Consider the following 12,214-nt stretch of genomic DNA (forward strand, 5'->3'; position numbering starts at 1 on the left):
CCTAGCGGCCGCCGGAGCGGTCCACTGCCGGCCTGGAGGCGCGTGGCGGGGCCCGCCACGATCCTCCAGGCCGTCCCGTGTCGGGCTGGCGCGTCCCGGGTCAGACGGCCGTCACGCGGAACGGGACCACGCAGTCCGCGGGGAGCAGCGGGACCTCGAGGCCGACGGTGCCGAGGACGCGGCCGGGGAACCGGCGCTCCCCCGCCCACCACGACGGCGGGTTCAGCAGGTGGTCGGGGCCGCGGAACACCGGGTCGACGCGGTAGGTGACGCCGGGGTCGAGGTCGCGGAAGCGCATCGGTCCGGTGCCCGACACCTCGGAGCGGCCCGTGCTGACGAGGAAGAACAGTGCGTCCCGACGGTCCGGCGCGACGACCCCGTGCACGAGGCGCGTGGGGTCGACCTCGTCGTTCCGGACGAGGTCCCCGCCGTGCAGCAGGCCGCGCCACTCCCGGTGGAGCGCGATCCAGTCGGCGAGCGTGGTCTCCTCCTCCGGGGTGGCCTGGGTGAGGTCCCACTCGATCCCGAAGTGCCCGATCAGGGCCGTGCCCGCGCGGAACGACACGTCGTGGTGGCGTCCGGTGCTGTGGCTCGTGCCGCTCGCGACGTGCGCGCCGAGGAGCTCCGGCGGCAGCAGCTGCTGCGTCCACCGGTGCATCTGCTGCCGCTCGAGCGGGTCGATGTCGTCGGACACCCAGACGCGGTCGGTGTGCTCGAGGACGCCGAGGTCGACGCGTGCCCCACCGGAGGCGCAGGCCTCGATCTCGAGCGCGGGGAAGCGCTCCTTGAGCGTCGCCATGAGCCGGTAGGCGGCCTGGGTCTGCTCGTGCACGGCGGCCCCGCCCCCGCGGTGCCCGGCCTCGACCAGGTCGCGGTTGTGGTCCCACTTGACGTAGTCGATGCCGTACTCGCCGATGATCGCGGTCATCCGGTCGAGGACGTGTGCGAAGGCCTCGGGGATCGCGAGGTTGAGGACCTGCTGGTCGCGGGAGCGCACCGGCATCCGCCCGTCGGCCTGCATGATCCACTCCGGGTGCGCCCGGGCGAGGTCGCTGTCCTCGTTCACCATCTCGGGCTCGAACCACAGGCCGAACTGCATGCCGAGGGCACGGACGCGGTCGACGATCGGGCCGAGGCCGTCCGGCCAGACGCCCTCGTCGACGTACCAGTCGCCGAGTCCGGCGTGGTCGTCGCGGCGGTGGCGGAACCAGCCGTCGTCGAGCACGTACCGCTCGACGCCGAGGCGCGCGGCCCGCTCGGCGAGCTCGGTCAGCTTGGCGAGGTCGTGGTCGAAGTAGACCGCCTCCCACACGTTGATCGTGACCGGGCGCGGCGACGTCGGGTGCTGCGGTCGGCTGCGGAGCCAGCGGTGGAAGCGGCGGGCCTGGTCGTCGAGGCCGTCACCGTACGCGGCGTGGACCCACGGCCCCTCGTACGTCTCCCCGGTGCCGAGACGGACCTCGCCCGGCAGCAGGAGCTCCGAGCCACCGGCCACCTGGCGACCGGTCGACAGGCGCTCGGCGTAGTGCCGGTGGTTGCCGCTCCAGGCCGTGTGCACACCCCAGACCTCGCCCGACGCGAACCCGAACCCGGGGACGCCGACGCTCAGCACAGTGGCGGCGTCCGGACCGGTGCGCCCCTTGCGGCTGTCGCGCTCGTGCGTGCCGACGACGAGCTCCCGGCGCTGCGGGGTGCGCTCCTTGCCCCAACGGCCGGCGAGGTCGAGGACCTCGCGGGCGCGGGACGGGACGGGGAACGCGACGGTCAGGTCGTCGACGGTGTAGGTCCCCTCGGCGGTGTTCGTGACGGCGGCCCGGGCGCGGACGAGCCCGGACGCGAGCAGCTCGACGGTGACGCGGACGGCGAGCCCGGCGGTGCGGTCCTCGGCGTCGGCCGTGACGGTGCCGCCCGTGCCCGTGCCCGTGCGCGTGCCCGCGCTCGTGCCCGTGCGCGTGTCCGTGCTCGTGCCCGTGCCTGTGCCGTCGCTTCCGTCGTCCCCGTGCAGCCGCACGTCCAGGGCCGTCACGGTGAACGCGGGCGACCAGTCCCGGCCGTCCCGGTGTCCGGCGAGCCCGGTACGTCCGCTCCATCCGCGGTGCGGTTCGGGCAGGACCGCGAGCCGGACCGGCACGTCGGGCTCGTTCTGCGCCACCGGCGGCACCGCGGCGGCGGCCAGGGCGACGAGGGCGTCCTCGTCGAGGGCGCCGAGCGCGGCCCCCCAGTGCACGATCGCCGGCAGCGCGGCGTCGCGGCAGTCGAGCACGAGGGACACGCCCCCGGCGGTCAGGTGGACGATCCCCGGCGTCGGGGAGCTGGTGGTCGTGGTCGCTGCGGTCTGGGTCGGCATCGTTGCTCCGGTCGGCGTCGTCGGCAGGACGAGCCTCCCCGCCTGGGAGCGCTCCCGCAACTCGACGCGCGCGCTCGGGTCAGAACCAGCGCTTGACCTTGAACACGACGTACAGGACGGCGGCGAAGAGCACCATCGCGACGATCGACAGCGGGTAGCCCCACGTCCACGACAGCTCGGGCATGTGCGTGAAGTTCATGCCGTAGATCGCGGCGATGAGCGTCGGGGCGAACAGGATCGCCGCCCAGCCGGAGATGCGCTTCGTGTCGTCGTTCTGCTTCTGCGCCGCCAGGGTCGAGTCGACCGTCAGGGCGTTCTGCAGCAGCGAGCGGAACGTGTCCAGGCGCTCGACGGTCCGGATGGCGTGGTCGAGCACGTCCCGGAAGCGTCGCTGCATCTCGACTGGCAGGTGGTACTTGTCGGCGCCGCGGTGCAGGTTCTCGATCATGCCGATGAGCGGACGGGCGGCCCGCTGGAAGTCGACGACCTCGCCGAACAGCTCGTAGATGCGCTTCGAGACCCCGGGGACGCCGGAGAACAGCTGGTCCTCGATCTGGTTGATGTCCTCCTCGAGGCCGTCGATCACGGGCGCGTACCCGTCCACGATCGAGTCCATCAGCGCCCAGAGCTGCGCCTGCGGCCCCACCGTGACCAGGCCGGGCTTGCCGCTCATCCGCTGCAGCGCGCGCGGGACGGCCTGGGGACCGCGGGGGTCCGCCGGGACGACCGCGAGGAAGAACGACTCCCCCACGAAGGCGTGCACCTCGCCGAACTCCACCTCCTCGCGGCCGTCGTCGTAGACCGCGGGCTTCAGCACGGCGAAGAGCGTCGACCCGTACCGCTCGAGCTTCGGACGCTGGTGACCCTCGGCGGCGTCCTCCACCGCGAGCTCGTGCAGCCCCAGGGCCACAGCGACGTCCCCGAGTTCCTCGGCGTCCGGGCGGTGCAGCACGATGCACGCGCTCGCGCCCTGGTCGCCGATCATCCGGAAGGTCGTCTCGAGCGAGGGGCACACGATCGGGGCGATCCGGTCCACGTAGACGGTGTTGAGCTCGACGGTCACGAGGCAACCGTACGCACCACGCACGGCCGACGTGCCGGACGCGGGGCGTGCCTCCCGGCCGTGGCCCGTCCCCCGCCCGCTGGACGCGCGCTGCGCGCGCGGGGTGACACGCGCCTACCGTGCAGGTCATCAGCATGCTGACGAAGGGAGTGGTCATGGGCAAGGCCTGGAGGATCGTGGTCGCGGTGAGCGCGGTCGTCGCGGTGGTCGGCGCGTTCGTCGGGTCCGGAGCGGTGGTGGGCACCCCGATCCAGGACGCGGCCGGCGGGGCGCTGTCGGCGTCCTCGACCGCCATCGCGCCGGACGGTCCGGCGTTCTCGATCTGGAGCGTCGTCTACGTCGGGCTGCTCGCGTACGCGGTGCGGCAGTGCTTCCGGACCGCCGACGACGCGCGGCACGCACGGCTCGCGCTGCCCGCGACGCTGTCCCTGCTGCTCAACGCGGCGTGGATCCTGTCCGTGCAGTTCGGGGCGCTGTGGCTGAGCGAGCCGGTCATCGTCGCGCTGCTCGTCGTGCTCGTGTGGACGTTCGCGGTGCTCCGGCGGACCACGGCGTCGGGCGTCGTCGAGCAGGTGCTGACCGACGGGACGTTCGGGCTGTACCTCGGGTGGGTCTGCGTCGCGACGGCGGCCAACACCGCGGCGGTGCTCGCGGCGGCCGGGTTCGAGGGCTTCGGTCTCGGCCAGGACGTCTGGGGCGTGGTCGTGGCGCTCGTCGCCGGGCTCGTCGGGGTGCTCCTGGCGGTGTGGGGCGGCGGACGACTGGCCCCGACGGTGTCGCTCGCGTGGGGCCTGGCGTGGGTCGCGGTCGGGCGGCTCGACGGGCCGCTCGTGTCCGTGCCGACGGCCGTGGCGGCTGTGGTGTCGATCGCGGCGGTCGTGCTCGTCACCCTCGTGGTGCGCACCCGCGTCGGGTGGGTCGGGGCGCGCCGCGGCGCGGGCGCCGCGCGGGTGGCGTAGGCCGGGGCGGCGGGGCCGCGCCCCGCCGGACACCTTTCGCGCTCAGCGACAGTTCACGGGCTCGTGAGCCCGTGAACTGTCGCTGAGCGCGTGAACCGGCACCGGCTACCGCGCGCAGCGCGGCGCGGCGCGGCGCGCTACCGCGCGGCCGCCAGCCCGTGCGCGGCGGCCACCGCCTCGTTCACGACGCGGCCCGCGTGCACGTTCAGCCCCTTCGCGAGCGCCGGGTCCGCCTCGGTCGCCCGCTCCCAGCCCTGGTCGGCGACGGCGAGGGCGTACGGCAGCGTCGCGTTCGTCAGCGAGATCGTGCTCGTGCGCGGCACCGCCCCGGGCATGTTCGCCACGCAGTAGTACACGGCGTCGTGCACCCGGAAGGTCGGGTCGTCGTGGGTGGTCGGCCGCGAACCCTCGAAGCACCCGCCCTGGTCGATGGCGATGTCGACGAGCACCGAACCCTCGCGCATGCCGGCGACCATCGCGTCGGTCACGAGCTTCGGCGCCGAGGCCCCGGGGATGAGCACCGACCCGATCACCAGGTCCGCGTCACGCAGCGCCTCGGCGATCGCGTGCGACGAGGACCGCAGCGTCGTGATGCGGCCGTCGAAACGGGCGTCGAGCGCACGGAGCCGCGGCAGGCTGATGTCGAACACGGTGACCTCAGCGCCCAGGCCGAGCGCCATCGTCGCCGCGTGCTCGCCCGCGACGCCACCGCCGATCACGACGACCCGGCCCTTCGGCGTCCCGGGGACTCCGCCGAGCAGCAGGCCGCGGCCGCCCGCGGTGCGCATGAGCTGCGCCGCGCCGACCTGCACCGACAGTCGTCCGGCGATCTCGGACATCGGCGAGAGCAGCGGCAGCGACCGGTCCGGCAGCTGCACGGTCTCGTAGGCGATCGCGGTCGCGCCGGACTCGACGAGCGCCGAGGTGAGGGGGCGGTCGGCGGCCAGGTGCAGGTACGTGAAGAGCACCTGTCCGGGGCGGATCGATGCGTACTCCGACGCCACGGGCTCCTTCACCTTGAGCACGAGCTCGGCCCGGGCCCAGACCTCGGCCGCGGTGTGGACGACCGTGGCCCCGGCGTCGCGGTACTCGTCGTCGCCGAAGGACGACCCGGTGCCGGCGCCGGACTGCACGAGGACCTCGTGGCCGTGCAGCGTCAGCTCACCGACCCCCGCCGGCGTCGCCGCGACGCGGTACTCGTTGTTCTTGACCTCTGTGGGGACGCCGATCAGCATCACGGACTCCTTCGTGGGCGGTGCAGGTACGACCACGATGCGCTCTGGTTCGTTTCAGACTCGTTTCCGCCGAACATCTGCGCGATGATCGGTCGTTCGGTACGACGAGATTTGACGAACCGGTCAGATCGCCTTGCCCGGATTGAGGATCCCGAGCGGATCGAACACCGCCTTCACGCCCCGCTGCAGATCGAGGACGGCGTCACCGAGCTCGTCACCGAGCCACCGCCGCTTGAGCACCCCGACACCGTGCTCGCCCGTCAGCGTGCCCCCGAGGTCGATCGCGGCGCGGAACAACTCGTCGGCCGCGGCCCAGACGTGCGCGGGCACCTCGTCCCCCGCGAAGACGAAGTTCGGGTGCAGGTTGCCGTCCCCCGCGTGCGCCACCGTCGGGATCGCCACGCCGTGCCGACGCCCGATCGCCTCGACCCGCTCGAACATCTCCGCGAGCCGGCTCCGCGGCACCGCGACGTCCTCGATCAGCACCCGGCCGCGCGCCTCCATGGCCGGGTGGAAGGACCGTCGGACGGTCAGCAGGCGCTCGCGTTCCACGGCGGACGTCGCGTGGTGCACGGTGCCGCCCTCGGCCTGGAGGCGCGGTGCGGCTCCCAGCGCGGCCTGCGCTGCGTCCGGCCCGTCGAACTCGACGAGCAGGAACGCCCCGTCCGCCGAGCTGCTCCCGAGCGTCTCGGTCAGCACCTGCGGTCCGAGGTGTGCGGCGATGCCCGCGAGGGCGGCCGCGTCGAGCAGCTCCACCGTCGACGGCCGGCTCGCGCCGGTGACGACGGCCGCGGCACCGCGGGCCGCGTCGGCGACGGTCGGGAACACCGCCCCCAGCGTCGCGGGCGCTCCGGCCGGCAGCGGCACGAGCCGGACGGTCGCTCCGACGACCACCCCGAGGGTGCCCTCCGAGCCGACGAACAGCGCCGTCAGGTCGAGGCCGGTGACGCCCTTCACCGTGCGGCGTCCGGTGGAGACGAGCCGGCCGTCCGCCAGGACCACGTCGAGTCCGAGCACAGCCTCGCGCGTCACGCCGTACTTGACGCAGCGCAGGCCGCCGGCGTTCGTCGCGATGTTGCCGCCGACGGTCGAGATCGCCGCGCTGGCCGGGTCCGGGGCGAAGCGCAGCCCGTGCTCGGCGACCGCGGCGTCGAGGGCGCCGTTCACGACGCCCGGCTCGACGACGGCGTACTCGTCGGCGACCGAGACCTCGAGGATGCGGTCCATCCGGGCGACGCTGAGCACGACGGAGCCCTCGGTGCCGTTCGCCCCGCCGGCCAGCCCGGTGCCGGCGCCCCGTGGGACGACCGGCACCCGCGCCGCGGAGCAGGTCCGGAGGACGGCCTGGACGTCGGCGACCGACCGGGCCTCGACCACGGCGACCGGCCCGCCGGGTGCGGTCCAGCCGGACTTGTCGGTCCGTGCGGCGTCGAGCACTGCCGGGTCGGTGCGGACGACGGCGCCGTCCGGGTCCGCGAGGGCGGAGCGGAGGGCGGTGACGACGGTGTCCATGCGCGCCACGCTACCGAGCCGCACGCCGCCGACCGAGCACGTGCCCGGTATCAGCGGGTGCGGAGCGACTCGCTCGGGAGCTCGCCGAACCGGGCCCGGTAGGTCGCCGAGAACCGTCCGAGGTGCCCGAAGCCCCACGCGCGGGCGATCTCCGCGACGTTCGTGGCGTCCCGGTCCGCGCGGAGCAGGTCCACCCGGGCACCGTCGAGCCGGACGCTCCGGAGCAGGTCGCCCGGCGTCTGGTCCAGGTGGCGCCGGAGCGACTGCTGCAGGCCACGGGGGCTGAGCCCGGCGGCCTCGGCGATCTCGGTCGTCCCGATGGGTTCGCGGGCGTGGGCGTGCACGTACTCGAGCGCGCGTCGCAGCCGGTCGTGCTCGGGCCCCGAGCCGGTGACGGACGAGCGCCAGCGATCCCGTCGCGGGAACGCCTGCACGGCGGCGGCGACGAACGACTCGGCGATCGACCGCTGCACGATCGGCGTCAGGTCGTGCTCGACGTCGAGCCAGGTGCCGGAGTGCGCACGGACGACGGACTGCCAGGCGCGCAGCCCCTCGGCCGTCGGGCGGCGCATCGGCTCGAACGCGAAGTCGTCCTCGCCGACCACCGACCGCACGAAGTCGCGGTCGAGGTGCACGAGGTTCAGACCGATGTCCCGGTGGTGCAGCGCGTACGCCTCGGCGAAGGGCAGCACGACCGGGACGCCGGGCTCGAGCGCGTGCTCGCGTCCCTGGAACGTGATCGTGCTCGTGCCCGAGCGCATCCACGCGACGAGGAACTCGTCGTCGACCAGGCTCTCGGTCTGCAGGTCGACCAGCAGCCGCGAGGACCGGAGCGACATCCGCGCGTCACCGACGCCCGCGAAGTCCCAGTGCTGCTGCGTGTGCGTCCGGCGGACGCGGGGCGCCCGGAAGTCGTAGTCGCCCGTGAAGAAGGCGAGGGCTTCGTCGATGTCGGTCCCGGCGAGGCGCCGGAAGTAGCGGGCGCCACGGCGCCGACCGTCGTCCTGTCGGCTGGCGTCGGAGACGTCCGGCGACGTCGGGACACCCGGAACGGGCGCCGTCGCCGGCTGGGTCGCACGAGAGAACACCATGCACCGGAGCCTAGGGCGCACCACCGACATCGAGTCGGTCAGGAACTGACCTAGGGCTGCAGGATCGCCTGCCCGACGCTCTCGTCCAGGATCAGGTCGGTGACGAGTCCCGCGGCGAGGGCGCCCTTGAGCGACGCCGCCTTCCCCCGCCCCGCGACGACGCACACGCGGCGGGGCGCCCGCTTGATCGTGTCGAGGTCGGGTCCGCCGGCGCGCGCGTTCACGCCGATGTCCTTCCACGACCCGTCGGCCCGGTAGAAGACCGTCGAGACGTCGCCGACGACCTCGGCCTGCGCGAGCTCGTCGCGGTCGGCCGGGTCGAGGTACCCGCCGGAGTACACGTGCGAGGGCACCGGGGCCTGCGGCGCGCCGACACCGAACACGACGAGGTCCATCCGCTCGTGCAGGTCGAGCACGCGGCGGATGGAGCGCTCGCGGAAGAGCATCTCCTTCGTCGCCGGATCGTCGAAGAACGCCGGGACGGGGAACTGCTGCACGAACGCGCCGTACGCCTCGCCGAACCGCCGCAGGATCTCGGACGCGTAGACGATGCCGGTCGTCCGGGTGTTCGCCGCACCGTTGATCTGCACGACGGTCGAGCCGTGGGTCGTCTTCGGCACGAGGTACCGGCTCACCGCACTCACGGTCGAGCCCCACGAGATGCCGACCACCATGTTCGACTCGACGTACTGCGTCAGGATGCGCGCGGCGGACAGGGCGACACGCTCGAGCCGGTCGACGTCGCTCGTGTGGTCCGGCACCGGCACGACGTGGGCGTGCACGCCGAACCGCGCCCGGATGTTCCGGCTGAGCGCTGCCGCCTGGTCGAGCGGCGAGCGGATCTGGATGTCCACGAGCCCGGTGTCCCTGGCGTACTTCAGCAACCGCGAGACCGACGACCGCGAGGTGCCGAGCTCGTCCGCGATGGCGTCCATCGTCAGGTCCTGCAGGTAGTACAGGTGTGCGGCGCGCAGCGCCTGCTGGGTCCGCATCGGCTGCGCAGCATCGCTCATGGGAACCGAGCATGCACGGACGTGCACGGCCTCTGCAACCCCTGTCGCGCCTCCCGTCCGCTCCCCGGCCCCGTGCCGGGCCGCAGCGACAGGTGTGCTGCACGTTCGTGCACGTAGGTTGCCCGACCTCCCACCGAGGCGCACGATCGGAGTCGACCCCACGGAACCGACCCAAGGAAGCGACGCACCATGTCGAAGAAGACGCAGCCCCGGAACACGGTGACCGCGCTCACCGAGCGCCCCAACGCCCAGGTCCTCATCGTCGGTGGCGGCATCAACGGCATCGCCACCTTCCGCGACCTCGCCCTGCAGGGCGTCGACGTCGTGCTCGTCGAGCGCGGCGACTACGCCGGCGGCGCCTCGGCCGCGTCCAGCCACATGATCCACGGCGGCATCCGCTACCTGGAGAACGGCGAGTTCCGCCTGGTGCGCGAGAGCGTGCAGGAGCGCAACGGCCTGATCCGCATCGCGCCGCACTACGTGAAGCCGCTGCAGACGACGATGCCGATCTTCTCGACGTTCTCCGGCATCATGAACGCCCCGCTGCGCATGCTCACGCACAAGCAGCGCTCGACCAAGGAGCGCGGCGCCGCGCTCATCAAGATCGGCATGACGATCTACGACTCCTTCTCGCGCGACGGCGGCTCGGTGCCGAAGCACCGCTTCCTCACGAAGAAGGCCGCGCTGGCCGACATGCCCGCGCTCAACAAGGACCTGAAGTACACGGGCACCTACTACGACGCGTCCGTGCACGAGCCGGAGCGCCTGGCGCTCGACGTGCTCAAGGACGGCCTCGCAGCAGCGAAGGGCTCCGGCAGCGCCGCGACCGCCCGCTCCGTCAACTACGTCGAGGCAGCCGGCACCCGCGACGGCGGTGTCGTGCTCCGCGACCGCGAGACCGGCGAGGAGTTCGTCTTCTCGGCCGAGGTCGTCGTGAACGCCTCCGGCCCCTGGACCGACCTGACGAACCAGGCGTTCGGCGGCGAGACGAAGTTCATGGGCGGCACGAAGGGCTCGCACATCGTCGTCGACAACCCCGAGCTCCTCGGGGCGACGAAGGGCCGCGAGCTGTTCTTCGAGAACAACGACGGCCGCATCGTCCTCATCTACCCGCTGAAGGGCCGGGTGCTCATCGGCACGACGGACATCGACGCCGACCCGTCGCAGCCGGCGGTGTGCACCGAGGAGGAGGTCGACTACTTCTTCGGGCTCGTCAAGCACGTCTTCCCGCAGATCGCGCTCGACCGCGACCACATCGTGTACCGCTACTCCGGCATCCGCCCGCTCCCCCGCCACGAGGACACCGCCCCCGGCTTCGTGTCCCGCGACTACCGGATCGTCGACACCCCGATCGCCGGCCTGCCCGGCACGACCGTGCTCTCGCTCGTCGGCGGCAAGTGGACGACCTTCCGTGCCCTCGCCGCGCACCTGTCCTCGGACGTCACGACGAAGCTCGGCGTGGACCGGAAGGTCGACACGACGGGCATGCCGATCGGCGGCGGCAAGGACTTCCCGACGACCGACGCCCAGCGCGCGCTGTGGATCAAGTCGCACCGGGACGGTCTCGACGAGCAGCTCGTCGACGGCCTGCTCGAGCGCTACGGCACCCGTGCGGCCGAGGTCGTGGACGTCCTGACCGACGGCCCGGTCGAGCCGCTCGAGTCCGACCCGACGCTCACCCGTGCCGAGGTCGCGTACTTCGCCGAGCACGAGCAGGCGGTCCACCTGGTGGACGTGGTGCTCCGCCGCACGAACCTGGCGTTCGTCGGCGGCGTCACGATCGACCTGCTCGACGAGCTGGCCGACGTCCTCGCCGGTGCGCTCGGCTGGACGGCCGAGGAGCGCGCGGACGAGGTCCAGCGCACGCTCGACGTCCTGCGCGAGTCGCACGGCGTGATCGTGCCGCTGCACACGTCGGCGGCGCAGCCCGCGTAGTCCACGCGGCCCCCGACGGACGGGAGGCGCGGTGCCGGCCGGCGCCGCACCTCCCGTCCGTCGTGTGGTTCCGCACCCGTCCGCCGCGCGCGTCACGACACGCCGGCGTCCCGACGAGAAGCCCGCGCGTCACGAGACGCCGCCGTCGCGACGAGACGCCGCCGAATCCGGCGGCGTCTCGCCCGACCGCGGGCGTCTCGCGTCGACGCCGGCGTCTCAGGGAGCGTCGCGAACGTCAGAACGCGTCGCCGGTCGGGTCCTGCGCCGTCCGGTCGATCAGGTCCTGGCCACCGACGGGCTCGCCCTCCCAGTCGACCAGGCGCCAGCCGTCCTCGAACGAGCCCTCGACCTCGACGATCCCGGTGTTCTCGAGGTGCCGCTTCGTGCCGAACTCGTCGGGGGTGTTCTGCGCGGCCGCACTGGCCCACGTGCGGATCGCCGCGCCGTGGCTGAACGCCGCAGCGACCTCGACGCCCGTGTCGAGGATCTGCCGCACGGCGTCGTCGTAGCGCGCGAAGAACTCCTCGCCGCTCTCGGCCCCGGGCATCCGGCTCGACCGGTCCCCCGCCGACCACCCGTGCACGGTCGAGATGTACAGCTGCACCGAGGTCCGGTCGCGCCGGCCCTGCAGGTCCCCGGCCTCGATCTCGCGCAGCCCGGGGAGCACGACGGGTTCGGTCCCGAGCGCGGCGGCGAGCGGCGCGGCGGTGACCTGCGTTCGGACCATCGACGAGACGAACAACCGCTCGATCCCGTGGTCGGCGAGGGCAGTGGGCAGGGCGTCCGCCTGCTGCTGCCCGAGCTCGGTGAGCCCGGGGCCGGGTACTTCGGCGTCGAGCACGCCGTCCACGTTCGCAGGGGTCTGGCCGTGCCGGATGAGCAGGAGTCGCATGCGCCCCACCCTACGGACGGCCGGTGACCTATCCCTGGCGGGCCTTCCACCGCGGGTCCCGCTTGTTGATGACGTACACGCGGCCGCGGCGTCGCACGATCTGCGAGCCGGGGATCTTCTTGAGCGCCTTGAGCGAGTTGCGGACCTTCACGGGTCTCCTTCCTGCA

Annotated in this window: 10 protein-coding genes; 2 read left to right on the plus strand and 8 right to left on the minus strand. The window is 73.1% G+C overall.

All coding sequences use genetic code 11. The features are described 5' to 3' along the window. Positions 1-100: 100 nt before the first annotated feature. Positions 101-2,347, minus strand: coding sequence for an alpha-galactosidase (locus DEU32_RS06405; RefSeq protein WP_114849796.1), 2,247 nt, complete (start codon positions 2,345-2,347; stop codon positions 101-103). Positions 2,348-2,426: 79 nt separating this feature from the next. Then, a complete protein-coding gene (locus DEU32_RS06410; RefSeq protein WP_258554796.1) occupies positions 2,427-3,410 on the minus strand; it encodes a magnesium and cobalt transport protein CorA in 984 nt (327 codons plus the stop codon). A 134-nt stretch (positions 3,411-3,544) separates the two neighbouring features. Between DEU32_RS06410 and DEU32_RS06415 the strand changes: the two genes are divergently transcribed. Further along, positions 3,545-4,369, plus strand: coding sequence for a tryptophan-rich sensory protein (locus DEU32_RS06415; protein WP_229666658.1), 825 nt, complete (start codon positions 3,545-3,547; stop codon positions 4,367-4,369). A gap of 137 nt (positions 4,370-4,506) precedes the next feature. Here the strand turns inward: DEU32_RS06415 and ald are convergent, their stop codons facing one another. From ald to DEU32_RS06435, 4 genes are all read right to left on the minus strand, one after another. Continuing rightward, positions 4,507-5,604, minus strand: a complete 1,098-nt coding sequence (gene ald / locus DEU32_RS06420) for an alanine dehydrogenase (RefSeq protein ID WP_114849797.1) — start codon at positions 5,602-5,604, stop codon at positions 4,507-4,509. Positions 5,605-5,727: 123 nt separating this feature from the next. After that, positions 5,728-7,116, minus strand: a complete 1,389-nt coding sequence (locus DEU32_RS06425; protein WP_114849798.1) for an FAD-binding oxidoreductase — start codon at positions 7,114-7,116, stop codon at positions 5,728-5,730. 50 nt (positions 7,117-7,166) lie between these two features. Then, positions 7,167-8,207, minus strand: coding sequence for an AraC family transcriptional regulator (locus DEU32_RS06430; protein ID WP_181819214.1), 1,041 nt, complete (start codon positions 8,205-8,207; stop codon positions 7,167-7,169). Between the two features lie 50 nt (positions 8,208-8,257). After that, on the minus strand, positions 8,258-9,220 hold the full coding sequence (locus DEU32_RS06435) for a sugar-binding transcriptional regulator (RefSeq protein ID WP_058743281.1): 963 nt from the start codon (positions 9,218-9,220) through the stop codon (positions 8,258-8,260). A gap of 189 nt (positions 9,221-9,409) precedes the next feature. Between DEU32_RS06435 and DEU32_RS06440 the strand changes: the two genes are divergently transcribed. Continuing rightward, positions 9,410-11,155 (plus strand): glycerol-3-phosphate dehydrogenase/oxidase, encoded by a 1,746-nt coding sequence (locus DEU32_RS06440; RefSeq protein ID WP_114849800.1) that lies wholly within the window; start codon positions 9,410-9,412, stop codon positions 11,153-11,155. A gap of 235 nt (positions 11,156-11,390) precedes the next feature. On the opposite strand, the gene DEU32_RS06445 is transcribed toward DEU32_RS06440, so the two are convergent. Beyond that, positions 11,391-12,047 carry a histidine phosphatase family protein gene (locus DEU32_RS06445; RefSeq protein WP_114849801.1) on the minus strand — a complete coding sequence of 219 codons (657 nt, stop codon included), beginning with the start codon at positions 12,045-12,047 and terminating at the stop codon, positions 11,391-11,393. Between the two features lie 28 nt (positions 12,048-12,075). Next, positions 12,076-12,198, minus strand: a complete 123-nt coding sequence (gene ykgO / locus DEU32_RS06450; protein ID WP_058743312.1) for a type B 50S ribosomal protein L36 — start codon at positions 12,196-12,198, stop codon at positions 12,076-12,078. Positions 12,199-12,214 lie beyond the last annotated feature (16 nt).

Source organism: Curtobacterium sp. AG1037 (genome assembly GCF_003349855.1).
Taxonomy (GTDB): Bacteria; Actinomycetota; Actinomycetes; order Actinomycetales; family Microbacteriaceae; genus Curtobacterium; species Curtobacterium citreum.

What these genes read in the sequence shown, in the direction of transcription:
- DEU32_RS06405 (WP_114849796.1), bottom strand. Translation starts at nt 2,347, where the DNA reads ATGCCGACCCAGACCGCAGCGACCACGACCACCAGCTCCCCGACGCCG.
- DEU32_RS06415 (WP_229666658.1), top strand. Translation starts at nt 3,545, where the DNA reads ATGCTGACGAAGGGAGTGGTCATGGGCAAGGCCTGGAGGATCGTGGTC.
- ald (WP_114849797.1), bottom strand. Translation starts at nt 5,604, where the DNA reads ATGCTGATCGGCGTCCCCACAGAGGTCAAGAACAACGAGTACCGCGTC.
- DEU32_RS06425 (WP_114849798.1), bottom strand. Translation starts at nt 7,116, where the DNA reads ATGGACACCGTCGTCACCGCCCTCCGCTCCGCCCTCGCGGACCCGGAC.
- DEU32_RS06430 (WP_181819214.1), bottom strand. Translation starts at nt 8,207, where the DNA reads ATGGTGTTCTCTCGTGCGACCCAGCCGGCGACGGCGCCCGTTCCGGGT.
- DEU32_RS06435 (WP_058743281.1), bottom strand. Translation starts at nt 9,220, where the DNA reads ATGAGCGATGCTGCGCAGCCGATGCGGACCCAGCAGGCGCTGCGCGCC.
- DEU32_RS06440 (WP_114849800.1), top strand. Translation starts at nt 9,410, where the DNA reads ATGTCGAAGAAGACGCAGCCCCGGAACACGGTGACCGCGCTCACCGAG.
- DEU32_RS06445 (WP_114849801.1), bottom strand. Translation starts at nt 12,047, where the DNA reads ATGCGACTCCTGCTCATCCGGCACGGCCAGACCCCTGCGAACGTGGAC.